This window comes from Streptomyces boninensis (genome assembly GCF_048572725.1).
Taxonomy (GTDB): domain Bacteria; phylum Actinomycetota; class Actinomycetes; order Streptomycetales; family Streptomycetaceae; genus Streptomyces; species Streptomyces boninensis.
Window position 1 is genome coordinate 7,741,557 of record NZ_CP183837.1, and the last position, 26,345, is coordinate 7,767,901.

At 71.9% G+C, this 26,345-nt stretch carries 21 protein-coding genes; 13 read left to right on the top strand and 8 right to left on the bottom strand.

Translation table 11 applies throughout. From position 1 onward, the window contains the following. The first annotated feature begins 14 nt into the window (after positions 1 to 14). From ACNNMR_RS35250 to ACNNMR_RS35285, 8 genes are all read left to right on the top strand, one after another. Positions 15 to 4,658, top strand: a complete 4,644-nt coding sequence (locus ACNNMR_RS35250; protein ID WP_419998766.1) for an SDR family NAD(P)-dependent oxidoreductase — start codon at positions 15 to 17, stop codon at positions 4,656 to 4,658. Beyond that, the gene (locus ACNNMR_RS35255) at positions 4,630 to 5,460 is read left to right on the top strand and encodes a 4'-phosphopantetheinyl transferase family protein (protein WP_419998767.1); all 831 of its coding nucleotides are present in this window, start codon (positions 4,630 to 4,632) and stop codon (positions 5,458 to 5,460) included. Before ACNNMR_RS35250 ends, ACNNMR_RS35255 begins: the two co-directional genes overlap by 29 nt. Continuing rightward, positions 5,453 to 8,338 carry a beta-ketoacyl synthase N-terminal-like domain-containing protein gene (locus ACNNMR_RS35260; protein ID WP_419998768.1) on the top strand — a complete coding sequence of 962 codons (2,886 nt, stop codon included), beginning with the start codon at positions 5,453 to 5,455 and terminating at the stop codon, positions 8,336 to 8,338. The genes ACNNMR_RS35255 and ACNNMR_RS35260 overlap by 8 nt, the downstream gene beginning before the upstream one ends. A gap of 8 nt (positions 8,339 to 8,346) precedes the next feature. After that, a complete protein-coding gene (locus ACNNMR_RS35265; protein ID WP_419998769.1) occupies positions 8,347 to 9,255 on the top strand; it encodes a hypothetical protein in 909 nt (302 codons plus the stop codon). 87 nt (positions 9,256 to 9,342) lie between these two features. Further along, on the top strand, positions 9,343 to 10,497 hold the full coding sequence (locus tag ACNNMR_RS35270; protein WP_419998770.1) for a tetratricopeptide repeat protein: 1,155 nt from the start codon (positions 9,343 to 9,345) through the stop codon (positions 10,495 to 10,497). Beyond that, the gene (locus tag ACNNMR_RS35275; protein ID WP_419998771.1) at positions 10,428 to 11,192 is read left to right on the top strand and encodes a lysophospholipid acyltransferase family protein; all 765 of its coding nucleotides are present in this window, start codon (positions 10,428 to 10,430) and stop codon (positions 11,190 to 11,192) included. Before ACNNMR_RS35270 ends, ACNNMR_RS35275 begins: the two co-directional genes overlap by 70 nt. 21 nt (positions 11,193 to 11,213) lie before the next feature. After that, complete coding sequence (locus tag ACNNMR_RS35280) at positions 11,214 to 11,960, top strand: SDR family oxidoreductase (RefSeq protein ID WP_419998772.1); 747 nt, start codon at positions 11,214 to 11,216, stop codon at positions 11,958 to 11,960. 2 nt (positions 11,961 to 11,962) lie between these two features. Continuing rightward, complete coding sequence (locus ACNNMR_RS35285; RefSeq protein WP_419998773.1) at positions 11,963 to 12,517, top strand: hypothetical protein; 555 nt, start codon at positions 11,963 to 11,965, stop codon at positions 12,515 to 12,517. 59 nt (positions 12,518 to 12,576) lie between these two features. On the opposite strand, the gene ACNNMR_RS35290 is transcribed toward ACNNMR_RS35285, so the two are convergent. From ACNNMR_RS35290 to ACNNMR_RS35300, 3 genes are read right to left on the bottom strand one after another with little or no spacing between them, the layout of a single operon-like run. Beyond that, the gene (locus ACNNMR_RS35290) at positions 12,577 to 13,002 is read right to left on the bottom strand and encodes a DUF3291 domain-containing protein (protein ID WP_419998774.1); all 426 of its coding nucleotides are present in this window, start codon (positions 13,000 to 13,002) and stop codon (positions 12,577 to 12,579) included. A 31-nt stretch (positions 13,003 to 13,033) separates the two neighbouring features. Beyond that, positions 13,034 to 14,587 carry an acyl-CoA carboxylase subunit beta gene (locus ACNNMR_RS35295; RefSeq protein WP_420000586.1) on the bottom strand — a complete coding sequence of 518 codons (1,554 nt, stop codon included), beginning with the start codon at positions 14,585 to 14,587 and terminating at the stop codon, positions 13,034 to 13,036. Between the two features lie 44 nt (positions 14,588 to 14,631). Further along, a complete protein-coding gene (locus ACNNMR_RS35300) occupies positions 14,632 to 14,985 on the bottom strand; it encodes an SCP2 sterol-binding domain-containing protein (RefSeq protein ID WP_419998775.1) in 354 nt (117 codons plus the stop codon). A 236-nt stretch (positions 14,986 to 15,221) separates the two neighbouring features. On the opposite strand from ACNNMR_RS35300, the gene ACNNMR_RS35305 reads away from it, so the two are divergent. From ACNNMR_RS35305 to ACNNMR_RS35320, 4 genes are all read left to right on the top strand, one after another. After that, entirely contained in the window at positions 15,222 to 15,410 is a 189-nt protein-coding gene (locus tag ACNNMR_RS35305) for a hypothetical protein (RefSeq protein ID WP_419998776.1), read from the top strand. Beyond that, positions 15,407 to 17,686, top strand: coding sequence for a TOMM precursor leader peptide-binding protein (locus ACNNMR_RS35310; RefSeq protein WP_419998777.1), 2,280 nt, complete (start codon positions 15,407 to 15,409; stop codon positions 17,684 to 17,686). Before ACNNMR_RS35305 ends, ACNNMR_RS35310 begins: the two co-directional genes overlap by 4 nt. A 34-nt stretch (positions 17,687 to 17,720) precedes the next feature. Next, positions 17,721 to 19,175, top strand: coding sequence for a SagB/ThcOx family dehydrogenase (locus ACNNMR_RS35315; RefSeq protein ID WP_419998778.1), 1,455 nt, complete (start codon positions 17,721 to 17,723; stop codon positions 19,173 to 19,175). A gap of 175 nt (positions 19,176 to 19,350) precedes the next feature. Further along, the gene (locus tag ACNNMR_RS35320; protein WP_419998779.1) at positions 19,351 to 20,454 is read left to right on the top strand and encodes a sensor histidine kinase; all 1,104 of its coding nucleotides are present in this window, start codon (positions 19,351 to 19,353) and stop codon (positions 20,452 to 20,454) included. Positions 20,455 to 20,470: 16 nt separating this feature from the next. Here the strand turns inward: ACNNMR_RS35320 and ACNNMR_RS35325 are convergent, their stop codons facing one another. Beyond that, positions 20,471 to 21,079, bottom strand: a complete 609-nt coding sequence (locus tag ACNNMR_RS35325; RefSeq protein WP_419998780.1) for a response regulator transcription factor — start codon at positions 21,077 to 21,079, stop codon at positions 20,471 to 20,473. A gap of 190 nt (positions 21,080 to 21,269) precedes the next feature. On the opposite strand from ACNNMR_RS35325, the gene ACNNMR_RS35330 reads away from it, so the two are divergent. Then, the gene (locus ACNNMR_RS35330) at positions 21,270 to 22,085 is read left to right on the top strand and encodes an AfsR/SARP family transcriptional regulator (RefSeq protein WP_419998781.1); all 816 of its coding nucleotides are present in this window, start codon (positions 21,270 to 21,272) and stop codon (positions 22,083 to 22,085) included. A gap of 9 nt (positions 22,086 to 22,094) precedes the next feature. On the opposite strand, the gene ACNNMR_RS35335 is transcribed toward ACNNMR_RS35330, so the two are convergent. The 4 genes from ACNNMR_RS35335 to ACNNMR_RS35350 form a co-directional block, all read right to left on the bottom strand. Further along, entirely contained in the window at positions 22,095 to 23,675 is a 1,581-nt protein-coding gene (locus ACNNMR_RS35335) for a multicopper oxidase family protein (protein WP_419998782.1), read from the bottom strand. Beyond that, entirely contained in the window at positions 23,672 to 24,208 is a 537-nt protein-coding gene (locus ACNNMR_RS35340) for a hypothetical protein (protein ID WP_419998783.1), read from the bottom strand. Before ACNNMR_RS35340 ends, ACNNMR_RS35335 begins: the two co-directional genes overlap by 4 nt. A gap of 96 nt (positions 24,209 to 24,304) precedes the next feature. Continuing rightward, entirely contained in the window at positions 24,305 to 25,303 is a 999-nt protein-coding gene (locus ACNNMR_RS35345; RefSeq protein ID WP_419998784.1) for a glycosyl hydrolase, read from the bottom strand. 168 nt (positions 25,304 to 25,471) lie between these two features. Then, positions 25,472 to 26,332, bottom strand: a complete 861-nt coding sequence (locus tag ACNNMR_RS35350) for an alpha/beta fold hydrolase (protein WP_419998785.1) — start codon at positions 26,330 to 26,332, stop codon at positions 25,472 to 25,474. Positions 26,333 to 26,345 lie beyond the last annotated feature (13 nt).

The window sequence follows — 26,345 nt, forward strand, 5'->3', positions numbered from 1 at the left end:
GAGGACACACGACAGTGACATTCACACCGACCCGAGTCCACGCCGCCGAGCAGGTGTCCGCCGCCAGCCGGCGGGCGCTGCAGGCCCAGGGCGTCTATCTGGGCACCCAGGGGACCGACCTGCGCACCGCCTTCCTGTTCCCCGGGCACGGGGCGCAGTACCCGGACATGTTCGCCGACCTCGCGGCCCGTAACCCGGTCGCCGCCGAGACGTACGAGCAGATCGACGCCACCTACCGCGAGCTGACGGGCCACACCCTCACCAGCCGCATGTTCAGCTCCGGCGGCCACGACCCGGCCAAGGAGCTGCAGGACCCGGTCGTCATGCAGCCCGCGATCTTCGCCGGCAGCATGGTCGTGCACCGGCTGCTGCGCAGCCAGGGCATCACCGCCGAGACGTACATCGGGCACAGCCTGGGCGAGATCAGCGCGCTGGTCGCCGCCGACGCGCTCAGCCTCGAGGACGGCGTGCGGGCCGTGTACGGGCGGGGCGAGGCCGTCAAGGTCATCCCCGAGCACCGGCGCGGCGGCATGCTGAGCCTGCAGACCGACAGCGACGGCAGCCGCGAGCAGCTGTCCCGGCTGCTGCTCCTGCTGAGCGGCGGACAGAACGGCTATCTCGTACGGAGCCTCGTCAACTCGCCCGACCAGACGGTGATATCGGGCGACTCCGACGCCCTCGACAAGGCCGCGGACCTGTGCCGCGAGCGCGGCATCAAGGCCACCAGGCTGCGGGTCTCGCACGGCTTCCACTCCGACCTGCTGGCCGAGGCCGTACCGCACCTGGAGCGCACCCTCGCCGCGCTCGACTGGCGGATCCCGAAGGTGCCCGTGCTGTCCACGGTCATCTGCGACTACTACACCGCGCAGGACGTCAGGGACCTGCCGATGCTGCTGGCCCGGCAGCTGGTCACGCCGTTCAGCTTCCAGGACCTCATCGGGCGGCTGCACACGGACGGCCACAACAGCTTCGTCGAGGTCGGCCCCAAGTCGATCCTGTCCGGGCTCACCGAGCGGACGCTCGCCGCCCACAGCGACGCGCTGGTCACGCCGACCAACATCCAGTCGCTCGGCGGCGTCGAGAGCATGCGCCGCTTCTCCGCCTTCGCCGAGGTGCACGGCCTGGCCAAGGACGTCGGCACCCTTCAGGAGGCCGAATCCGTGCCGGAGGCCGCCGCCGGCCCGTCGAACGCGCAGCTGCGCGAGGAGCTGCTGAAGGTCGCCGCCCGCTGCACCGGCTATCCCGTACGACTCCTCGACCCGGCCCAGATGATGGGCGCGGGGCTGGGGCTGAGCCATCGGGTACGGGAGGAGCTGGCGACCGCGCTCTCCTCGCACCTGGGGCTGCCGGGGCCCGCCGTCGCCACCGCGACGGACTCCCCGCTCGGCTATCTCCTCGACCAGCTGATCGACGCCTCCCGTGCCGCCGGCGCGCCCGCCGCGACCGACCGGGAGACCGTCGCGGCGCCGGAGCCCGTCGCGGCCCCGGCGAAGGACGCCACGGCGGCGGAGCACGTGGAGGTGGCCGAGATCACCGAGGCCGCCGAGCCCGTCGTCACGGAGATCGCCGAGCCCGTCGAGATCACCGAATCCGTCGAGCCCGCCGCACCCAGCGAGCCCGCCGAGCCCACCGAGGACGACCGCGCCGAAGCGGCCCGCGTCGTATGGGAAGTCTCCGAGGCCAAGACCGGCTATCCCGGCGACCTCCTGGAGGGCGACCTCGACCTGGAGGCCGACCTCGGCATCGACTCGGTGAAGCAGGCCGAGATCCTCGGCGAGGTGCGCGAGTCAATGGGTCTGCCGGTGGTCGAGGACATCGACTCCGCCTCCCTCAACACCCTCAACCGGATAGCGGAGTTCGTCGCCGGCCTCCAGGCCGCCACCGGACGCAGCCCGCGCAGCGGCGCCGGCTCCGGCGGCAGCTCCGACGGTGACGCCTCGGGCGACAGTCACATACCCGAGGCGGCACCCGCACGGCCGGTGCTGCCGCCTGTCCTGGAGCGCACGATCGAGCGCATCGCGAAGCGGTACGTGCCGCTCGCGGTCGAGAGCCCGCTGCGGCACCCCGGCGCCCGCCCGTTCGCCCTGGACGGCAAGGCGGTCGTGGTGATCACCGGCACGGATACGGGCCTGGCCCGCGAGGTGCTCCCGCGCCTCGCCCGGCACGGCGCCCGGCCGTACGTCGTCGCCCCGGAGGACGCCTCCGTGCCCGACGACTGGCCCACCGCCCGCGCCGATTTCACCGACCCGGACTCGCTCACCCGCGCCCTGGCGACAGCCCGCGGCGACACCGGCGTACAAGTCGTCGTCAACCTGCACCCGTACGGCACCGGGCCCGACCCGGACGCCGAAACCACCTCGTTCGACCTTCCCGCGGCCGACTGGAGTGCGGCGGCCGACCAGCACCTCACCGTCAACCTCCTCGCCGCCAAGGCGTACTTCGACGACCTCGGCACCGCCGGGGGCGAGGGCGGCTACTTCGCCGCCACCGCGACCGGCGGAGTGCTCGGCCTGGAGAGCGACGGCGCGATGGATCCGCTCGGCGGGATCACCGCGGGCTTCGTCAAGAGCCTCGACCTGGAGCTCCCCGGCACCCGCGTCAAGGTCGTCGACTTCACCGAGGGCGATGCGGCCACCGCGGCCGAAGCGCTCCTCGCGGAGATCACCATCGACGCCGAACGCAGCGTCGAGGTCGGCTATCTGCGCGGCCTGCGCAAGATCGTCCAGGTGGTGCCGCACGAGATCACCACCCATGAACGGCAGCAGCCGCTCCAGCTCGACCCCGGCAGCGTCGTCGTGTTCTCCGGCGGCTCCCGCGGCATCACGTATGCCTGCGCCAAGGAGATCGCCCGCCTGGAGGGGGTACGCGTCATCATCCTCGGCCGCACCCGCCCCGCGGCCGGCACCGAGGAGTGGATGGCGCTGGACGACGAGGCCTTCGAGGCCCTCGGCAAGGCCTGGTTCCCGCAGGCCAAGAAGAAGGACCCATCCATCACCCCGGTCGAGGCGAAACGGCAGTTCACCCGCATCGCCAACTCCCGGGAGCTGTACCGGAACATCGAGGAGCTCAAGGCCATCAACCCGCTCGCCGCATACGAGGTCTGCGACGTCGGCGAAGGCGAGCAGGTCAGCGCCGCGATCGAATCGATACGGCAGCGCTACGGCCGGATCGACGGCGTCGTGCACGCCGCCGGGCTGGAGTCGGTGTCCACCGTCCCGCGCAAGTCCCTCGACCACGCCAGGCACGTGGTCAAGGTCAAGGCGGACGGCTCCCATCACCTCTGGCACGCGGTGAAGAACGACGACCTGAAGTTCTTCGGCTTCTTCGGCTCCTTCCTAGGCCGCTTCGGCATGGACGGCCAGGTCGACTACACCGCGGGCGCCGACCTCGTATCGAAGCTCTCCGCGCTGCTCGCCCGCCGCAACCCCGGCATCCGGGTCTTCACCCAGTGCTGGACCGGCTGGGCCGACGTCGGGATGGCCGCGACCGAGGCCGTACGACGGGTCCAGGAAGAGGTGCGCGGCCTGCACTACCTGGGCGTGGAGGAGGGCGTGCAGCACTTCGCCCGGGAGGTCTTCCAGGGCGGCGACGACCCCGAGGTGCTCATCTTCGGCGAGATCGGCAAGAACAGCTACGGCGGCCAGGACGCCACCATGGACGCCACCCGTACCGGCGTCGCGGTGCCCGTCGGCCCCGACGGCAGTGTCCGGGACCGGATCAACCTGCCCCTGCTCGACACGGTGGTGGCCGAGGACGACGGCACCCGGATCCTGGCCGCCAAGCGGCTCGATCCGCGCGCCGACCGCTACCTCGCCGACCACCAGGTCAAGGGCGCGGGCACCTTCCCCGGAGTGCTGCACATCGAGGGGCAGGCGGAGACGGCGGGGCTGCTCGTGCCCGGCCTCCAGCTGACCGGCGCGGAGCACATCGAGTTCAAGAAGTTCGTCAAGCATCTGCCGAACTTCCCGCTGGAGCTCCAGTTCGAGGCCGAGGCGGCGGTGGCAGGCGCCGACGGCAGCCGGCGGGTCGGCGTGGAGATCCGCTCCGACCTAGTCGCCGCCGACGGCCGGGTGCTGGACGCCGGCCGGGTGCATTCACGCGGGACGTATGTCTTCGCGCCGCAGCCGCCCGAGGCCCCGGCACCCGACCCCGGGCTGGCGGAACTGGTCGACAAAGCGACCGAGTTGAACCTCGACCGCTTCTACGAGCGGGCCGCCCACCAGATCACCTTCGGCCCCAGCTTCCGCCAAGTGCGGCGGACCGGGTTCGTGGGCGACATCGAGGACGGGCGGATGGTGAGCGAGATCGTGGCCGATTCAGGGCGCGGGCTGTTCTCCAGCACGTCCACGCCCCGGCTGCGGACCCTGCCGATCGTGATCGACAACGCCTGGCGGTCGACCCTGCTCTGGGCCTACCACCACCTGGGCACCCATGTGGTCCCGGTCTCCATCGCGGCGGTCAGCTGGTATCGCGTACCGCTGCCGGGCGAGACCGTGCACACCGACTCGACCGTCACGGCCGATCCGGGCGGCAAGCCCGGCGACCTGCGGATCAGCACGTACATCCGGGACGTCGCGGGGCAGCTGCTCTGCGAGATCCGGGATCTCGTCGTAACCCAAGTAGGACGTGATGACGGCGATACGAGTCTCCTGGACTGAGGCCGCCCAGCCGGGCAGCGGGACCCCGCTGCCCGGGGGTGGCGGCGTAACCGCCGAGTGGCTCCCCATCGCGCAGGTGCGCGGGGACCACGCGGCGGACCCGGCGGCCTACCGGGCCCGCTATCTGGCCCCGGCCGAACTCCCGGTCCTCGACCGGCTGGCCGTGCCCAAGCGGCAGGCCGAGTGGCTGGCCGGGCGGGTCGCCGCCAAGCGGCTGCTGTGCCTGACCCTCGAACGGGCCGGCGTGACCGCGGCCCCCGGCGAGCTCGCCGTCCTCGGCAGCAAGCCGGGCGGCCGGGCGGGCAAGCCGCGGCTGTCCTGCGACACCCCGGGCCAGGCCGACGCCGTCGGCCGGCACGTCACCGACATCTCCATAGCGCACACCCTCCGGTACGTGGTGTGCGCCCTGGCCCACGGCGGACGGGTCGGCGTGGACGTGGAACCGCTGCGCGGCTTCGACAGCGCGCTGCGGCGCACCGTATTCACCGACCACGAGGCCGCCCTGGCCCAGGGCGCGTTCCGCACCTTCGACCCGGACCACCGCGGCACCGCGCTGTGGGTGGTCAAGGAAGCACTGCTCAAGGCGTACGGCACCGGCTTCGCGCACGGCTGGGGAACCGCCCGGCTGCGCGCGGCGGGAGCGGACGCCGCCGAGTTCGACATCACCCTCCCCGCGGGGACGGATCCGGGCCACCGGGTCGCCGTCCGCTACGGCCGGGTCACCGACCACATCTTCGCCATCGCCTCCGTGGCCGCCCGGCCCCGGGACGGCCACCAGCAGAAAGGGCAGCTCCGTGGCTGAGACCGACTTCGCGGGCTTCGACCCCATCGCCGTAGTGGGCTACGGCTGTGTCTTCCCGCCGAACTCCTACAACGCCGACACGTTCTGGCAGAACATCCTTGGCGGCCGCATCGGCATCGGCCTGCCGCCCGAGGAGCGCTGGCAGTGGGAGGACTACCACCGCGACGACAAGGGTGTCGACGACAAGACGTACTGCCGCTGGGGCGGCTTCCTCGACGACTACGCGGGCCCGGCGGGCCTGGAGGAGCTGACGCAGCTCGGCCAGGCGGCCGTCGGCGAGCTCAACCACACGCAGCTGATGGTCCTCGACACGGTCCTGCAGACCCTGCGCATGTCCGGCTATACGCCGAGCGGGCTCAGCCGCACCGACACCGCCCTGTTCGTAGGCAACATGCTCGGCGACGAGGCCGTCATGGAGTCCTCGCTGACCTTCCGCAGGACCGAGGTGCTGCACCACCTGCGCGGCAGCGAGGCCTTCCGCAAACTGGACGGCGATACCCAGGCGGCCCTGGAGACCGGCTTCCCCGCCGCGGTCAAGGAGCGGCTCTACGACCCCGACTCCGGGCCCGCCGCCCACGTCTTCCAGGTCTCCGTCGCCAAGGCCGTCGCCCGCGTGCTCGGGCTGCCGGGCCCCGCGGCGATCGGCGACGCGGCCTGCGCCTCCGGGCTCACCGTGATCGACACCGCCGTCAAGTACCTGCAGGACGGCAGCCACGACATGGTCCTGGCCACCGGTGTGCAGGGCAACATGAACATCACCGGGAACGTCTGCTTCGCCAAGATCGGCGGCCTGTCGGCCACCCGCAGCACCCCCCTCGACGAGAACGCCAGCGGCCTGATCAACGGCGAGGGCTCCGGCACCGTCCTGCTGAAGCGGCTCAGCGACGCCGTCCGCGACGAGGACACCATCCACGGCGTCATCCGCGGCGTCGCCACTCGCTGCGACGGCAAGGGCAAGGCGATCTACGCCCCGTCCTCCCGCGGCCAGGTCGCCGCCATGCGCCGCGCCCTCGAACTCGCCGACGCCGAGCCCGCGGAGCTCGACTACATCGAGACCCACGCCACCGCCACCTCCACCGGCGACCTCGTCGAGGTCACCTCGCTGCAGCAGGTGTACGAGGGGTCGGGCACGGAGCCCGGCGCCATCCGGCTCGGCTCGGTGAAGGCGCAGATCGGGCACACCTTCTCCGCCGCCGGCATGGCCAACCTGCTGAAGATCCTGCTCGCCTTCAAGCACGAGACGGTGCCGCCCACCCACGCCTTCACCTCAGCGCAGAAGGGGATGAAGCTGGACGGCTCGCCGTTCCGGGTGCCGGTCGAGGCCGAGCCGTGGCAGGCGTCCGAGGAGTGCCGGCCGCGGCGCGCGCTGAGCAACGCGTTCGGGTTCGGCGGCGTCAACACCAGCATCGTCGTGGAGCAGTACGACCCGGTGCACCACGCGGACGCGGCCCTGGAGCAGCAGGGCCACACGGACAGCAGCCGCAGCGGCGCCAACGCCCCGCTCGCCGTGCTCGGCATCGGCTGCGTGGCCCCGTTCGCCCGCGACACCGAGTCCCTGGTCCCCGAGCGGGCGCCGGACGCCGGCATCACCGGCTTCCCCGAGGACCGCTGGCACCCGGACGCCGCCGCGATCTACGACCCCGAGGGCACCTGGCGCGGCGGCGTCGTCACCAACCTCGACTTCCCCTGGAAGACGTACCGCATCCCGCCGAACGTCCTGGCGGACCTCGACCGGGCGCAGCTGCTGTCGGTGATGGCGGCGGGCCAGGCGCTGGAGGAGTACGGGGCGGACCCGGCCGACCGGGTCAACGCGGGCGTGTTCGTCGGCGCGACCTGCGGTCTCGAACACGGCCTGACCCGCAACTTCCGGATCCGCCTGGTGGAGTTCGAGCGGGCCCTGGAGGACGTGCCCGCGTACCGGGCGCTGGACGAGCAGACCCGCGCGGGCCTGGTCGACGCGTACACCCAGGAGGTGCACCGCTACATCCCGCCCACCCGGGAGAACGCGCTGCCCGGCTACATGGACAACATCACCGCGGGCCGGATCCAGAACATCTTCGACCTCCGCGGCCCCGGCGTCGTCATCGACGACGACCTGTGCTCCTTCGGCACCGCCCTCGGCCTGGCCAAGCGCAACCTGGACCAGGGGGAGTGCGACATCGCCCTCGTCGGCGGCGTACACGCCAACCTGACACCCGAGTTCACCCAGCTCTTCGGGCGCCGGCTGCGGGAGGCCGGCCATAACACGGAGCGGCTCACGCACGCCGAGGGCGCCGCCTTCCTCGTCGTGAAGCCGCTGGAAAAGGTCACCGACGACGACAAGGTCCTCGCGGTGATCGACGGGGTCGGCTGCGCGGACGCGGACATCCCGGCGTCCCGCCCCGGCGTGCCGTTCTTCTACGGCGCCGACGGCGCGATCCGCTCCGTCGAGGCGATCGCCCGGATGCGCGCGTCGGCCGACCACGCCGACCTGGCCCGGGTCCGGCTCCCGCAGATCGAGAGCGGTTACGGCTATGTGCTGCGGATCCGCCGGGACGACTCCATTCCCGACGACGAGGAGCCCCAAGTGCAGCAGGAGCAGGCGCCCGCGCAGGAGCAGACCCAGCTCCCGCAGCCCGTCGCCGCCTCGCCCGACGACCCGGGCACCGGCTATCTCACGGCCGCCGATTACGACGAACTCCTGGCCAAGCTGGAGCGGCTGGCCCAGGGCGAACTCGTCCCGCTCGACCGCATCGACGCCTCGGAGCCCGGCGGCTACCGGCTCGGCTTCAGCTACGCGTCCTGGGTCGACCTCGCCCGCAAGGCGCAGCTCGCGCTGCGGCTGCTCCGTCCCGACAGCTCTCCCGCCCCGTCCAACAATCCCACCGTCACGAGGTGAACCTTCCCATGGCAACCACCATCGAGCCGGTCCGCACCGAAGAGCGGATCGCCCGGCCCGTCCACCCCTGGCTGCGCAGCCTGTTCTTCTGGCCGGTTCTCATCCACTGCGTCGCCTGCTTCATCCCGCTCTACTTCCTGAGCTCCCGCACCGGCGACGTCTTCGCCTGGGAGACCGGCAACTCGCTGACCGCCGCCGCCCTCGGCGCCGGCTACGCGGGCGCCTGCACGATGTTCCTGCTGACGCTGCCCGAGAAGGACTGGACGAGCGCCCGCGGCACGGTCTTCGCGCCGATCACGCTGCTGCTGTCCGCGCTGCTCCTCACCGGCGTGTACGCGGACGACTTCCACTTCACCGACGGCCCGGCGGCCGCCCGCGTCTTCGCCTGGCTGTTCCTCGGCTCGCTGGCGGTCTTCCCGGTGACCTGCTTCATCGTCTACAAGGTCCACAACTCCGGGCCCAAGGTCGCCGACCCGCGCCGCCCGGCCCCGATGCGGCCCGACGTGGCCATCCCCACGGCCATCATGGGCGCCGTCCTGTGGGGCCTCGCCTTCGCCCTGTGGATCGCCCCCGAGGCCGTCGGCGACAACTGGGCCTGGCAGCTGGACACGCTGGACGCCCGGATGCTCGGCGCCTGGTTCTTCGCCTTCGGCGCCGGCGCCTGGCAGGCCCTGTGGGAGCACGACCTGCACCGCATGCGGGCCGGCTTCCTCACCGACGTCACCCTCAGCGTCCTGTCGATGATCGCGCTCGTCGTCTACGCGGACGACGTCCGCTGGGGCAACGCGCTCACCTGGGTCTACATCGTCACCCTGGTCGGCCTGCTGGTGGCCGGCCTCACTGGCCGCTACATGGCGCTGCCGGAGGCGCTTGAGGCGGAGCGGAAGGCGCGCGCGGAGGAGGCCGCACGCGCCTGACGACCGCGGCCGCCGGGGCCCTCGGAGCGAGCCCCGGCGGCCGTTCGCCCGCACTCCACGTACACCCCAGGCCACTTAGGAGTCGGTATGCGGAAGCAGAACTGGCACACCGGGCGAGGGCTGCCGGCCGCCGTCGAGGGGCTGGAGCACATTCCGGCCGAGGGGTCGCTCGTGGTGCTGGCCGGGGGAGACGGGCAACAGGCCCTCGATAACGTCCTGTTCGCGGTGCGGGGTAGCCCGCCGCTGCGGGTCGACGGGGCCGAGGCGCTGCAGGCCCTCGCCTACGACGAGGCCGTCGTGGTGCCCGGCGTGGCCGCCGCGGTCGCCGCGGCCGAGCAGGTCGGGGCCGCCGTGCTGCCCGTCGTGTTGTGGCCCGAGGGCCGCCGCCCGCGCGTCCTCGTGGGCCCGGCGCTGCCCGACGCCTTCGCGCACTCCACCCGGGACCGGATCGGCGCCGGACAGGCCGCCCTCGCCGCGCTGGTCGAGCGGGCGCGTAACCCCGAATGGTCGGCGGGCCCCCGCTCGGCGCGGGCCGCCGCCGCGCATCTCGACCGGGTCCTGGAGACCCTGCTCAGCCGCACCGACCAGGTGCCGGCGCGCACCCGGTACGCGCAGGCCGCGCAGCTGCTCGCCCTCGGGCGGCTCGGCGACCCGCACAACACCGACCTGCGGGTGGGCCGGCTGCGGCTGAGCGCGCTGCGCAACGAGCACCGGCCGCTGCCCGTCAAGGCCGCCGCGGCCTGGCGGCTGCGCGCCGGCACCGAGGAGGCGCTGCGCAGCGACCCCGAGCACCTGATGGCCCACTACCTCCTCGGCCGCTGGCACCTGTCCGCCCCCGGCTTCCTCGGCGGCAGCCGCGACCTCGCCCTCGAACACCTGGCGGCCGCCGAACGCCTCGGCCGCGGCGACACCCGCTACGGACTCGGCCACGCCGAGGCCCTCCTCGCCGCCGACCGGCCCGCCGCCGCGATGTCCGCGCTGGCCCGCGTCATCGAAGCCCCCGCCGACCAACCGCGCACCCAGCGCCGCAGGCAGTCCGCGATCCGGATGAGCCGGGCGCTGCAACTGGCCCGAGGGAAGGAAGCACCTGACACATGGACCCGCACAAGGGAACCTTCAAGGTCAACGACACCATCACCACGTCCTTCCGCCACTGGGTGGCGGCCAACTACGTGGACGCCTTGGAGGGGATCGGCCACATCCCTGCAGAAGGGCCTTTCATCGTCATCGCCAACCATCTGAGCTTCTTCGACCACTACCTGCTGGAGGCCGCGCTCTTCGGCGCGCGCGGCGAACACGTCTACTTCCCGGCCAAGGCCGCCAACTTCAAACACCCCGTCAAGCGGCTGCTCAGGCTCAGCGTCGGCTGCATCCCCCTCGACAGCGACAAGCCCGACCGGCACGCCCTCACCGCCATGAAGGAGGTCCTCGACGACGGCGACGTGCTGTGCATGTATCCGGAAGGCACCCGCCACACCGGCGGCGGCCTTGCGCCCTTCAACGACGGCGCGTTCTACTTCGCCGTCCGCACCGGCGTCCCTGTCGTCCCCGCCATGCTGCACGGCTCCGACCGGATCCTCGGCAAGGGCGAGGCCGTGCCGCGCCGGGCCACCGCCAGGATGGTCTTCGGCGCCCCCCTCACGGCGGCCCCCGACGGCCCCCGCAGCGCCAGGATCGCCGACCTGCGCGGCCGGGCCAGAGCCAGGATGGAGCGGCTCGGCGAGCGGGTCCGATGGTCGTACGGCCACGCCACCGAGGACGGCGCGGCGCGCATCCGGCACCGGGCCGACGAGATCGCCGTCACCGCCTGCGTGCGCGGCCGCGGCCTCGACCGTACGGAGCACCGCCGGATCGCCGTCCTGCACAGCTTCGCCCGCGTCTCGGCCGCCCCCCGGCCGCGCCGCGCCACCGCCCCCCTTGCCCCCGTACTGGGCTGACCGCCCTAGGAACGAGGTGTCATGCGCAAGAACATCCTGATCACCGGCGCAAGTTCGGGGCTCGGCCGCGGCATGGCCAGACAGCTGGCCGCCAGAGGACGGAACCTGGCCCTGTGCGCCCGCCGCGCCGACCGGCTGGAGGAGGTACGGGCGGAGCTGGCCGGCGCCTACCCGGGGATCCGGGTCACCGTGCGGCAGCTCGACGTGCGCGACTACGAGGCCACCGCGGCAGCCTTCCGCTCCGTGCGGAAGGAGCTCGGCAGCCTCGACCGGGTCGTCGTCAACGCGGGCCTCGGCGACGGCGCCTCCGTCGGCACCGGCGCCCACGACCTGAACAGGGCCACCGCCGAGACCAACTTCCTCGCCGGACTCGCCCAGTGCGAGGCCGCCATGGAGATCTTCCGCGCCCAGGAGGCCGGCCACCTCGTCGTGGTGTCCTCGGTCAGCGCGGCCCGCGGCATGCCCCGGCACCTGACCGCGTACGCCGCCTCCAAGGCGGGCATCGCCACCCTCGCCGACGGCATCCGCGCCGACGTCCTCGGCACCCCGCTGAAGGTCACCGCCCTCTTCCCCGGCTACATCCGCACCGAGATGAACGAGAACCTGGAGAAGACGCCGTTCATCATGGACACCGCCAAGGGCTGCGAACTCCTCGTCCGCGCCATGGAACGCGAACCGGCGCGGGCCTACGTGCCGGCCTGGCCCTGGGCCCCCGCCGGCCGCATGCTGCGCCACCTGCCGCTGTCCGTCGTCGCGAAGTCGGTGTGAGCATGGCAGAGGCAGCATCCACCGCCACCGAGCGGCACGGCAGCACCCTGGTCGTCTTCGAATACCGCCGCATGCTGTGGACCCGTCCAGGGCCCGGCCGCTGGCATCCCGCCGGGATCTGGCCCCAGGCCGCCGAGGCCGCGGAGGTCGCCGCCCACATCTCTGCGGGCCACGGCGTCCTGGTCGTCCTCGACGGCGGCGAGCCCACCGTCCCCTTGCTCGCCGAGGAGTTCGCGGCGGCACCCGCGTCCGTACGCCGACTTGTGCCGGAGGCAGGACCGCATCCGCCGGAGCCGATCGACGTCCCGATCCCGGTCCTCGACTGGCTGCCCGTGCCGCTGCGTCGCCGCGGGTTCGTCTTCCTGCGCCGGTGCGCCGAGCTGCGGCGGCGGACCCCGGCCGCGCTGCTGCCGTCGCTGCTCGTGGACGATCCCGACCCGGACCGGCTGCAGCTGAGGTTCGCGCTGCGCATCCGGTCGCCCGGGACCGGCGACTCCCGGCTCGCCGATACCGCCCGGCATCTTTTCGAGCCGAAGCTCAGCGTGTCCTGCGTCTGAGGGCATGCCTACGGGCCCGGCGGCGGACTCCCGCCGCCGGGCCCGTAACCGAGCGGCGCTCAGCCCTTCCCGGGATCGGCCGCGGCCCGTAACGCCTCCTGCTCGCTCAGCCGCTTGTCCGCCTCCGCCCAGCTCGGCAGGCTGCCCCCGTCGTGCTTCCAGAAGGTGAACAGCGACTCGCGCATCGCCGGCTTCAGCTTCGTCATCACCGTCAGATGCGGGTCCGTGCCGACGTACTCGTTGAGCGCGTCGCGGCTCTCCCACGCGGACAGCGTCCAGAAGGTCTTGCGCCACGGGTCGGCCCGCAGCGACACCCCCACATTGCCCGGCGAGACGCGGACCTGGCGGAGGACGCCGCCGGAGAGCATGAAGAAGCGCGGCACGCGCAGTATGGACTTCAGCCGCAGCCGGGACGCCATGACGACGATCTGATCGCGCGTCCCCCTGGCTGCCGGACCGTCGGACCAGGGAAGGGTGTGACTCATCGGAGCTCCTTGTCGAGTCGGGCCGGGACCGTCACACGGGCGGATTCCCGTGCTTCCTTGAGGGCAGTTCGCCGTGCTTCGCGCGCAGCATCCGGAGCGAGGTGATCAGCAGCCGGCGGGTGTCCCGCGGGTCGATCACGTCGTCAACCAGGCCGCGTTCCGCCGCATAGTACGGGTGCATCAGCTCGTCCTTGTACGAGGAAATCAGCCGTGCCCGCTCCGCCTCCGGGTCGTCGGCGGCGGCGATCTCCCGCCGGAAGACCACATTGGCCGCGCCCTCCGCGCCCATGACCGCGATCTCGTTGGTCGGCCAGGCGAACGACAGGTCGGCGCCGATCGACCGGGAGTCCATGACGATATAGGCACCGCCGTACGCCTTGCGCAGAATCACCTGAATCCGCGGGACGGTGGCATTGCAGTACGCGTACAGCAGTTTGGCGCCGTGCCGGATGATGCCGCCGTGCTCCTGGTCGACGCCGGGCAGGAAGCCCGGCACGTCGAGGAGCGTCACCAGCGGGATGTTGAAGGCGTCGCAGGTCTGCACGAACCTGGCAGCCTTCTCCGACGACTGGATGTCCAGGACGCCCGCCTGCGCCTGCGGCTGATTGCCGACCAGGCCCACGACCTGCCCGCCGAGCCGGGCCAGCGCGCACACCACGCTGCCGGCCCAGGCGGACTGCACCTCGAAGAACTCCCCGTGGTCGGTGATCTCCTCGATCACCTGCCGGATGTCGTACGGCCGCGACGGATCCTCGGGGACCAGGTCGAACAGCCCCTCGCAGACCCGGTCGTCGGGGTCGTCGCTCACCTCGACGGGCGGCAGCTCGCGGTTGTTCTGCGGCAGCAGCGACAGCAGATAGCGGACCTCTTCGAGACACGTCTGCTCGTCGTCGTACACGAAGTGCGCCACCCCCGAGATCGACCCGTGGGTGTCGGCGCCGCCGAGGCCGTTCTGGCTGATCTCCTCGCCGGTCACCGCGCGCACCACGTCGGGTCCGGTGATGAACATCTGCGAGGTCTCCCTGACCATGAACACGTAGTCGGTCAGGGCGGGGGAGTAGGCCGCGCCGCCGGCGCACGGGCCGAGCATGACGCTGATCTGCGGGATGACGCCGGAGGAGCGGGTGTTACGGCTGAAGATGCCGCCGTATCCGGCCAGCGCCGTCACCCCCTCCTGAATCCGGGCGCCGGCCCCGTCGTTGAGGCTGACCAGCGGCGCGCCGGCCGAGGAGGCGAGATCCATCACCTTGTGGATCTTCTGGGCGTGGGCCTCGCCGAGGGCGCCGCCGAAGATCCGGAAGTCATGGGCGTACACGAAGACGGTCCGGCCGTGGACGGTGCCCCAGCCGGTCAGCACCCCGTCCGAGTACGGCTTCTTCGCCTCCAGGCCGAAGCCGGTGGCGCGGTGCCTGCGCAGCCCCTCGATCTCGGTGAACGTGCCCTCGTCCAGCAGCAGTTCGATGCGCTCGCGCGCGGTCAGCTTGCCGCGGGCGTGCTGCCGCTCGGTGGCCTTCGGGTCCGGGCCGGTGCGCGCCTGCTGCCGGATGTGGTTGAGCTCGGCCAGCCGGCCGCTGCCCGCGTCCAGCTGGTCGGGGGCCGCCGGGTCCTGGGTCCGCGGGGAGACCGTGGTCACTGTCCGCTCCTCAGCTGGTCGAGCCAGGTCACGGCGAGCACGACGTCCCCCTCGACCTGCAGCGCGCCGGTGCTGAACGCCAGCGAGCCGCGCATCTCGCCCAGCGCGAGCCGGGTCAGGTCGGACTTGCTGATCTGCACGGTCGAGTTGGGCGGGCACGGCGGATACCTGCGCACCCGGGCCCCGTCGTCGGACACCGTCACATGCCTGGTGTGGGCGCCGGTCTCCGTCTGCACGACGAACCGGAGCACCCCAGGACGCCCCGTAGAGCGGGCAGGGGCGCCCGCGCAGCACCAGTCCAGGAGCTGGTCGACCGACCGCTCCGCATCGTTCCTCAGCTCCGCTGCCACCACGGTTCCTCCCTTACGTCGATGTGCCGGATCGTGACGGGAAGGCCTGGCAGGCGGGTGGACCGGGGGTGGACGGAAGCGGCCCCGCGTCGGTGCGACGGCGGCCCCGGGGACGTGTGAATTCCTCACAGGGGGCCGGTGACTGGGTGACTGTGCACGGGGGTGGTGCGCCGAGCATGCTGATGACTGTTCGAAAGGCACCACAAGAGCCAATGCCATTCATCCAGGGGGATCAGATGTCCAACATCAGCCAGGTCAGCAGCCAGGAAAGCCGCTCCATCACCGCGGTCCAGCACCTTCAGGAGACCTTCCTTCCCGGCCCCGGGCAGGAAGAGGGCACGGACCTCGTCATTGAGGTACTCGCCGCACCCAGCTCCAGGCCCGCCGTGTTCAGCCTCTGCCTTGCGAGCAACCTCCCGTCATGAACCAAGGGCTGATCGGGTTCCGGCGCCACCTCCGTGCGGAGGTGGTGCCGGACGACGCTACCTACCTGATCTCCGAGCAGGGCATCACTGCCCTCCGGGCGCCCCATCTGGAAGCGGTCGTCCCGCTTCTGGACGGCAGCCGCGACCTTCCGGCGCTGCTTCGGGACAGCCCGGCCCCCCTGCCCGCCGAGCGGCTGACCTCGCTGGTCACGCAGCTCACCGACGCCGGTTTCCTCGAATACCGCGAGCACCCGTGCTCGGAGCCCGCAGAGCACAGTGCCGAGGCGTACTGGGAGCTCGCGGGCCTCGACGGGCGCCCGACCCGGATCAAGACCGCCTCGACGCTCGTCGAGCTGCGCACGGTCGGCGACTTCGACCCCGCGCACGCCGTACGGGCGCTGGGCGCGTCGGAGCTTGCCGTCACCGCTGAGCCCACCCCTGGGGCCGCGCTGACGCTGGTCATCTGTGACGACTACCTCGCCCCCGAACTCGCCGCCATCGACGCCGAACACCGGGCGAGCGGGCGACCCTGGCTGCTGGCCAAGCCGGTCGGCGCCACCATCTGGGTCGGCCCGGTCTTCCGCCCCGGCACCGGCGCCTGCTGGTCCTGCCTGGCCCATCCGGTACGGCTGCACCGCGGCGTCGAGTCGCAGGTCGGCGCCGCCCTCGGGCGGACCGGGCCGATGTCGTCGCCCGCCGCCGGCACCCCCTGCACGCTGGGTGCGGGCCTGCAGCTGGCCGCGATCGAGGCCTCCAAGTGGCTGGCCGGGCACCACCCGGGCCAGGACCGGGTGCTCACCTTCGACACCCTGACCCTCGACTCCCGCCACCATGTGGTGCGGCGCCGCCCGCAGTGCCCGGAATGCGGCTACCCCGACTTGTCCGCCGCCCGCGCGCTGACCCCGGTCATCCCGCAGTCCCGGCCCAAGGCACCGGGCGGCGGCGGAGGCCACCGCTCGCGCTCCGCGCAGCAGATGCTCGATGCGTACGGCCATCTCGTCAGCCCGGTCACCGGCGTCACCGCCGGCATCACCCGGGTCGAGGGCGGCCCGGCCTTCCTCAACAGCTTCAACTCAGGTCCGAATCCGGTCTCCGGCGCCGGCGGCCTCACCGGCCTGCTCGGCGGGCTGCGCCAGGTCAACGGCGGCAAGGGCGTTACCGCCCTGGACGCCGAGGTCAGCGCGCTGTGCGAGGCGGTCGAGCGGTACTCGGGCTGCTTGCAGGGCGACGAGTACCGGCTGCGGGCCCGCTACCGGGACGTCCAGGAGAACGCGGTCCACCCGGACGCCTGCCAGCTGTTCGCGGACGAGCAGTTCGCGGGCCGTACCGAGTGGAACGCCACCCACTCCGGCTTCCACCACGTACCGGAGCGCTTCGACGAGGACGCCGAGATCGACTGGACGCCCGTCTGGTCGCTCACCGGTGAGGAGCGCCGGCTGCTGCCCACCGGGCTGCTGTACTTCGCCACCGCCGCCGAGCTCCAGGACCCGGTCGCGGGCCGCCGCTTCCTGCACGCCGACTCCAACGGCAACGCGGCGGGCAGCAGCCTGGAGGACGCCGTTCTCCAGGGCTTCCTGGAGCTGGTGGAGCGGGACGCGGTCGCGCTGTGGTGGTACAACCGCACCCCACTGCCCGCCGTCGACCTGCACACGACGGCCGACCTGTGGACCGAGGAGCTCCTCGCGGTCCATCGCGGGCTGCACCGCGAGGTGTGGGCGCTCGACCTCACCTCGGACTTCGGCATCCCGGTCTACGCCGCGCTGTCCCGGCGCACCGACAAGGAAGCCGAGGACATCGTGTTCGGCTTCGGCGCGCACCTCGACGCGCGGATCGCCCTGCGCCGGGCACTGACCGAGCTCAACCAGCTGCTTCCGGCCGCCGTCGACGCCCGCCCCGACGGCAGCGGCTACGCCCTGAGCGACCCCGAGCTGCTGGGCTGGTGGCAGGGCGCCACCGTGGCGAACCAGCCGTACCTCACGCCGGACGGATCCCCCGCGCACAGCGTCGCCGACTACTCCTTCCCCATCGGCACCGACCTGCGCGACGATCTCACGACCATCACCGGAAGGTTGCGTGACTGTGGCCTCGACTTGCTCGTCCTCGACCAGACCCACCCCGATGTGGGCCTGCCCGTGGTCAAGGTCCTGGTCCCCGGACTGCGCTCGTTCTGGGCCCGATTAGCCCCAGGGAGGCTGTATGACGTGCCGGTGGCCCTCGGCCGGCTGCCGGAGCCGCGTGTACGCGCGGAGCTGAATCCGATACCGCTCTTTGTCTGACCTCTGTCCCCTCCCCCCGACCAAGGGAGCCCCCGTGCTGCAGCCACCCGGCCTTGAAGGCCTCGACGCCCCGCAGGCGACCACCACCCTGTGGTCCCTGCGGGAGGACGTACGCGTCGAAACGACCGATGACGGCGCCGCGGTGGAACTGCACGGCCGCTGGTCCGACCTGCGGGTGCGCAACCCTGATCCGGCCCTTGCGGAGACCCTGCGCCGGATGAGCCTGGGCCCGGTCAGCCTGGACAACGTCACCTGCGGCAGCACCGACACCATCCGCAGGACCTGGCAGGGGGCGCTGAAGTATCTGCAGGACCTGGTCGTCAGGTCGCTGGCCTTCGCCGACAGCGGGCAGGTCCTGCTGTCGGCGGTGCCGCTCACCCGCGCCGCCCGCTTCAGCCCCGCGCCGCCGCAGGAGGACGACCTGGTCAAGCTCTCCCGGTTCGCCGTGCTGCGGCGGGAGGGGGATCTGTTCCAGCTGGAGTCCCCGCTCTCGCTGCACCGTGTGGTGCTGCACCGGCCCGAGGCCCAGTGGGTGGTCGCGGCGCTGGGCAGGCCGGTGGCCGCGGCCAAGGCGGGCAACGGCCTGCCGCTGGCCGCGGAGGCGGTGCGCGAGATCCTCGGCTATCTCGTCGGCACCGGCATGGCGGTGGTGGCGTACAACCCCGAGGGTGACTTCGAGGAGGACCAGGACCCGGTGCTGCGCACCTGGTCGGCCCACGACATGCTCTTCCACTCCCGCTCCGTGATGGGCCGCGACGACGGCGACTTCGGCGCGACCTTCGCGCACGCCGCGCAGCTCAGGCCGCAGCCCGCCGTCAAACCGCTGCCGGCCGGGCCGGTAGTGCAGCTGCCCCGCCCCGACCTGGCCGAACTCGCGGACGCCGACCCGGCGTTCAGCACCGTGCTGGAGAGCCGCAGGTCGGTGCGCGAGTACGGCCCGCGGCCGCTGACCCTGCAGTCCCTCGGCGAGTTCCTGTACCGCACGGCCAGGGTCCGTTCGCTGCGCACCGTCGGCACCGGCGAGACCCGCTACCCGGCCAGCGACCGCCCGTATCCGACCGGCGGCGCCGCGTACGACCTGGAGCTCTACCTCACCGTCACCGACTGCCCCGGCCTGCGCCGGGGTATCCACTATTACGACCCTCAGGGCCACCGCCTCGTCCTGGTCAGCGACGACCTCGGGGCCGCCGCCGAGCTGTCCGCGGGCGCCATGGCCGCCGCCGCGCTGTCCGCGCCGCCGCCGGTGCTGATAACGCTAACCTCGCGGTTCCAGCGGCTGTCGTGGAAATACAGCGGGCTGGCGTATGCACTGGTACTCAAGCACGTCGGGGCGCTCATCCAGACCTTCTATCTCGTGGGTGCCGCGATGGGCCTGGCCACGTGCGCGGTGTGCAGTGAGGACATCGCCGTTTTTTCCCGGGCACTGGGGCTTGACTGGCGGGCCGAGTCGCCCGTGGGTTCCTTCGTCCTCGGTCCGCTGCCCGGTTGAACGTTCGGAGAAGGACTGGTTTCGGCCCGCCGCTGGGGCTCGGCTGCGTCTACTATGTCGGCACAAATGTGGGGCTTTCGAGGGGGAGTTGTGAGTGCCGCATAGAGTCGTACCTTCCGAGGGACAGCAGCGCGAGACTCTCCCTCCGCAACTCGCTTTTGCCATCGTCCTGACGGTGCTGTTCGGCTTCGCTCTCATCGCCGTACTCAATGTCATTTACACCGATCCGGGTCCCTGGCCGTTGGCCGGATCCATTCTCTCCAGCATCGTGCTGTTCGCCCTCCAGATCGTGCACAGCGCCCCCGACGCGGAGGAGTTCAGACAGCGGCACGGTCGCTGGACGCTGCTCGCCCAAGCCGTTCTGACCTACGTCCCCACGCTGTTCTTCGGCATCACTTGGGGCGGCATGGGCGGATTCCTGGCCGGATCATGCCTGCTGATCATCGCGGCGCCGCTGTGCTGGGTGGCGTTCGGCGCGATCGTGGTGATGGCGGGGGTGGCCGCGGTCGTGGCGGATATCAGCTGGGTGGACACCTCCTACCTCGTCGTCTCCACCATCCTCACCGGCCTCATCGTCTTCGGCCTCACCCGGCTGTCGAACCTGGTGGCCGAAGTGCACCGGGCGCGCGAGGAGCTGGCGGAGATGGCGGTGGCCAGGGAGCGGCTGCGCTTCGCCCGCGACCTGCACGACCTGCTGGGCTTCGGACTCTCCGCCATCACCCTCAAGAGCGAGCTGACGATCCGCCTGGTGGGCACCAGGCCGGAGCGCGCCCGCGAGGAGCTGGGGGCCATCCTGCAGATCTCCCGGCAGGCGTTAGCCGACGTGCGCTCGGTGGCGCGCGGCTACCGCGAGATGTCCCTGGACGACGAGGCGGCCTCGGCCGAGGACGTGCTGGCGGCCGCCGAGATCGAGGCCAGGATCGACCTGGACTGCGGCGCGGTGTCCGCCAGGACCGGCACCGTGCTGGCCACCGTGGTCCGCGAGGGCGTGACCAATCTGCTGCGGCACAGCAAGGCGGAGCACTGCGTCATCGAGGCGCGCGCCATCGGCGGTTCCGGTGAGGGAACGATCCGGCTGACGCTGGCCAACGACGGCGTCGACGCGTCCCGCCGTACCGGCCCCGACGACGACGGCGGCAGCGGCCTGGGCAACATCCGGTCCCGGGTCGAGGAGATCGGCGGCACCCTGTCCTGCGCCGTGGACGCCGATGGCTGGTTCCGGCTGGTGGCGGAGGTGCCGCGGGCCGGCCTGCCGCAGCCGGCGGCACCGGCGGCGTGACAGGGCGCCGCTCGGGTCAGGTGAGCCAGCCGTTCTCGCGTGCGATACGGATCGCGTCCACGCGGTTCCTCGCGTTCAGCTTGGTCGCCGCGCTGGAGAGGTAGTTGCGTACGGTCCCGATCGACAGGAACAGCCGGGTCGATATCTCCATCGCCTCCGCCCCGTCCGCGGCCAGCTTCAGCACCTCGACCTCGCGCCGGGTCAAAGGATTCTCCTCGACCTCCCAGGCCGCGAGCGCCAGCTGCGGGTCGATCACCCGGCCGCCGAGCGCCACCTTGCGCACCGCTTCCGCCAGTTGGTCCGGCGGGGCATCCTTCAGCAGGAAGCCCGCCACCTGCGCCGCCATGGCCCGCCTGAAGGTCCCGGGCCGGCCGAGGCTGGTCAGGATCAGCACCCGGCAGGACGGCGCCTCCGTGCGTAACAGGGCCGCCGCGCTGAGCCCGTCGAGGCCCGGCAGGTCGATGTCCACGATCGCCACATCGGGCACCAGCTCCCGGACGGCGGACACCAGCCGGTCGCCGGAGGCGAATTCGGCGACCACCTTGATATCGGGCTCCATCTCTAGCAGCGCCACCAGTGCGCCGCGCACCATGTGCATGTCCTCGGCAATCACAATGCGGATCATGAGCCGGTCTCCCCCCGGTACGGCCCGGTGGCCGCCCTCTCCCAGCTCGCATCGTATTCGAACGACTGTGAATCCATCACACGCAACGGTTGAAAAGGCCACCCGGGACCGGGGATACCTGCACTACTGGACGAGGTCCAGAAGTGGGAGCGTCGTAGTACTTCGAGTTCCTAGCATCCCGGGGGATCGCATGGACATCACCCTGCTGGGGCCGCTGAACGCCGACAAGGATGGCGCTCCGGTCCTGCCGTCCGCCGCCAAGACCCGACAGATCCTGGCGCTGCTCGCGGTACACGCCAACCGCGTCGTACCCGTATCGACGATCATGGAAGAGCTGTGGGGCTACAACCCGCCCCGCACCGGCCCCACCACCCTCCAGACCTACATCCTGCGACTGCGCCGGCTGATCGCCGCCTCCGTCGCCGGGCGGTGCAACGCCAAGGAAATCCTGGTCTACCGGCATGGCGGCTACTGCCTTGTCGTGCCGACCGGTTGCGTGGATGTCCTTGAGTACGACCGCCTCGCGGCGGAGGGCCAGCGGCTGTTCGATCTGGGCGAGGACGAGGCCGCGGTGAAGTCGTTCCGGGCCGGCCTCGACCTGTGGCGCGGCCCCGCGCTCGCCGACATCCGCTGCGGCGCGGTGCTGGAGATCGAGCGGGTCCGGCTGGAGGAGAGCCGCCTTGGGGTGCTGGAGCGCCGCATCGACGCCGAGCTGCACCTGGGCCGGCACGCCGAACTCCTCACCGAGCTCGTGGTGCTGACGGCCCGGCAGCCGCTGCACGAGGGCCTCTACGCCCAGCACATGATTGCGCTGTACCGCTCCGGGCGGCCCTCTGAGGCGCTGGCCACCTTCACCAAGCTGCGCCACCGCCTGGTCGAGGACCTCGGCCTCGAACCCTCGCCGCGGCTCCAGCGGCTGCAGCGGGCGATGCTCGCCGGGGACCTGCTGCTGGACCACCCGCAGCCCGGCCCCGGGCGCAAGGTGCTGGACATGTTCGCCGCGTGAGCGGCGGGCTCACACCACCTCGAAGTTCGCCATCATGGCCATGTCCTCGTGCTCCAGGTTGTGGCAGTGCAGCATGTACCGCCCCCGGTGCCCGCGGAACCGCGCCAGCACCTCCACCACCTCGTACGGGCGCACATCCACCGTGTCCTTCCAGCCCGCGTCGCTGCGCAGCGGCCCCCCGCGGCCCCTGGAGACCACCAGGAAGTGCGCCAGGTGCAGATGCACCGGGTGGTGGAAGTCGCTGCTGAACCGCCACCGTTCGACGGTGCCGAGCCGGGGCCTGGCCAGCACCCGGGAGCTGTCGAAGGCGTGGCCGTTGATCGTCCAGCCGCCGCCCCTGGACGCCAGCCGGAAGTCGAACCGCCGCTCCGCCACCGACCGCCCGGCATCGGTGGGCGCAGCCCCGGCCAGCCGCTCCGGCACCCGGCTGGTCTCCCGCTCCCGGCGGACGATCCGGAAGCGCATCACCGAGCGGGTGCCGCCCTCGCCGAAGGTGTTGACCAGGGTGACGGTGGAGCCGACCGGATAGGCGGCGAAGTCGACGACGACATCGAAGCGTTCACCCGGCGCGACCGGCAGTGCATCGTGCCGTACGGGCCGCTCCAGCAGCCCGGAATCGCTCCCCACCTGCACGAACGCCGCACCCTCGCGCGGCCCCGGCTCCAGGGCCAGCCGGTAGCGGCGGGCATTGGAGGCGTTGGCGATCCGGAACCGGTAGCGGGTGCCGGAGACCTCCAGCTCGGGCCAGGGCGCGCCGTTGACCAGCAGCACATCCCCGGTGACGCCCTCCATGTACGCCTCCTCGACGCCCGGCTCGCGGGTGAGCGTGGGGTCGAGGGAGGGGTAGCGCAGCGCGCCGTCCTCCTCGAAGGCGCGGTCGCAGATCATCAGGGGGATGTCCTTGTCGCCGCGGGGGAGCGGCAGCGCGTCCTCGGCCTCGTCGTGTACGAGGAACATGCCGGCGAGGCCGCGCCACACCTGCGGGGCGCTGAAGTCCATGCGGTGGTCGTGGTACCAGAGCGTGGCGGCGGGCTGGCGGGTCGGGTAGGTGTAGGTTTTCGCGCCGCGCGTGTGGGTCCAGTCGCCGGGGCGTACCCGCATGGGGCCGCCGTGCCCGCCGTGCCCCGCGTGCCCGGTGTGCCACTTCGGCGGGACGACGAGGTCGAGCGGCGAACCGTCCGACTCCGGCGCCTGGATCCCACCATGCAGATGCGTCGAGGTCGGCACCGGCAGCTCGTTGCGCATCCGCACCGTGGTCGTACGGCCGGACCGCCCCACCAGGGTCGGCCCCGGGAAGGTGCCGTCGTAACCCCACACCTCGGTCCGCAGCCCGGGGAGGATCTCCTGCCGGGCGGCGCGCTGCACAAGGTCGTAGTGCCGGCCGCCGTCCGGTCGGCGGGTGGCGGCGGGCGTCGCGGGGATGGGCAGCGGCACCCGGAAGGGGGCGGGCAGCCGGGCCCGGCTGGCCAGTTGCTCGCCGGAGACCTCGCGGGTCAGCGCGCCGCAGCCGGCGGCGCCGAGGCCCGCCGCGGCCAGTCCGGTCGCGGCGGCGGCCTTGAGCAGGGTACGGCGGTCGGGTCGCGCGGTCACCGGGCCGCGTCCTTGGCGGCGGCGTCCTCGGCGGCGGCCCGCGCGTGACGCGCCCGCTGCCGGTGTGCGAACACCCAGTACGTCTGCGCGGTCAGCCCGGCGACGAGCGCGGTGCCCAGCGGTATGTGCAGGCCGAGCTGGCGCGCGTACCCGAAGCCGCTCTGCGCCTCGATCAGCCCGGCCACCGCCAGTGTCAGCCCGATCGGCCACATGGGGCCGCGGCCCGGCCGCCACAGCGTGACCGCCGCGGCGACCGTGATCCAGCTGAGGGTCGCGATGACGGTGGCATTCTGCTCGTGCAGCCGCAGCAGATCGGTGTCGCCGGTGATGAACAGCCCGGCCAGCACCGGCTGCAGCAGCGTGAGCAGCAGCAGGAGCACGGTGCACACCCGCAGCACGAGGAGCGGCCAGCGTGGCCCGGTCCCGGCTCCTGGCGCGGTCAAGGCCCTGGCCCAGGCCTTGGTCCGGGCGCCTGCCCGGGTGCCGGTGCCGCTCGCACCGGCCGCGGCCGTGGTGTCCGCTGACGGCTGCATCTGCATCACTCCGGATCGCCGACGGCGTGCCCAGCCGTCGCGCCGCAGCGAGCATGCCAACCGCCGCTGGACCTCGACTTGACCCGGAATGGGTGCCTACGGCAGCTTCAGCTCACCCTGATTGAGCACGCGGGGGTGGAAGTACGCCGCCTGGATCTCGGCGTTGGTGTTGCTGCCGCGGAGCTGCTCCGACCACATCATGAAGTAGCTCCACCGCGGCTGGCTCTGCAGCAGCGACGCGTTCGGCACCTTGCCCATCTCGGCGAGCGCGATGGGCTTGCCGCCCGCGATGCCCTGCAGCTGCTGGTAGTCGCCGCTGCTCGGGTGGCCCTTGTACCAGACGTCGAGGGAGACCACGTCGGCGTAGCTCGCGCCCGGATAGTACGAGCTCCAGCCGCCGGCCGGGTTGTCCTGCACGTTCCATACCCAGACGAGATTGCCGAGGCCCTTGGTGCCGGCCAGGTAGTCGCGGGTGAGCCGGTACAGCTTGGAGCTGCCGCTCGCGCCGGGGCGGTGGCCCCACCAGTTCCACGACTCGTTCATCTCGTGGAAGGGCCGGAAGAGCACGGGCACGCCCGCGTCCTCGAGCTGCTGGAGGTACGGGGCGATGGAGTCGAGCCGCTGCTTCCAGGTCTTGTTGAGCGCGGTGCCGTCGGTGACGAGCTGGTTGAACTGCGCGTCGGAGATGTTCGACTTGACGCCGCCCTCGAACTCGCACGACGCGGGCCCGGTCGGCGGGCAGGCGTGCCAGGTGAGGGTGACGAGCGAGCCGTTGCGCCACTCGGTCTTCGCCTGGTCGACCACCCGCTGCCGGTTCGCGATGTCGTCCGCGCGGAACATGAGGTCGCCGCCCCACAGCCCGGGCCACTGGCCGGTGATGTCGTGCACCTGCTGGGTGTACTGGCCGGGCTGGGAGGCGGGTTCCTTGTTGTGCTGTCCCGAGACGATGGCGGAACCGGTGTTGGCACGCAGGTAGTCGATGACCTGCTGCCTGGATCCGGCCGGGAACGCCTCCGCGGTGGGCTGGCCGGGGAGGACCAGGGCCCCGGCGGTGATGGCGGCGGCCGCCGCGACGACGAGGGGTAAGAACCGCATCGGGTTCTCCTTTTCGCTTGAGGGCGAAGGGACTGGGGACTTCGGAGCGGCCACAAGCTAGCGCCGCCGTACCGCCGTGTCCATAAACCGCTCAAGCTAAACTCCACGCGGCTTTACTTTAGTTGGGAGCCTCCCCGGACTGAATCGGTTAAGTCGGGGTTAAGTCGGTTAACCGAGCTCGGCGATCGCGGCGAGCGCCTCCGCGGCCGGCTTCGGGTGGACCAGCCACCGCAGGTGGGCGCTCTGCAGCGTGCGGACGTCGAAGCGGTTCTCCGGCGTGAGTGCGTCAGCCTCGCGGATCATCCGGTCCTGCATGGCGAGCGTGATGCTCGCATCGTCGGTGAGCCGGACGTACGAGCGCGGGATGCGCCCCCACGTGGCGGCCTTGGCGCGGTCGTCGTCGGTGTCGGCGTGGAGGCTCTCGTCGGGCTGGAAGGTGTTCAGGAAATTGCGGAACTCGTCGTCCGTCATGTCGGCGGCGAAGGCCTGGCGGAGGCCGTCAAGGGCCTTCGGGTCCGCGGTGCGGAAGTTGAAGCGCAGCAGGCCGAGTTCGGCGGGGTTGCCGACGAGGGCGCCGGCCAGCGCGTTCGGGTCGACGGCGGCCATCTCCGGCTCGGCGTAGTACGCGCCGGTGGTCAGCTCGACGGGGCACCAGGCGGATACGTACACGAGCCGGTCGATCAGGTCAGGGCGGGCATTCGCGGCGGCGGTGATCGCGACGCCGCCGCGGCTGTGCGCGACGAGGATGACGGGGCCGTTCCGCTTGGCCTGCTCCAGCACCTCGATCACCCGGGCCACAGCCTCGCTCAGCGGCACCCCTCTGATGCCGCCGGGCGCGGAGGCGAGGTCCTCGAGGTCCTGCGGCGCCTGATAACCCGCGGGAAAGGTCGCCTCGAAGCCATGCCCGGGAAGATCGACCGCCGCCGACCGATGCCCGAGCAGAGCGAGCTCGGCCTGCAGCGGGGCGAAGGAGAAGGAGTTGGAGAAGGCGCCGTGGACAAGGACGAAGGTCGGGCTCTGAGTAGTCATGCCTCATCCTCGG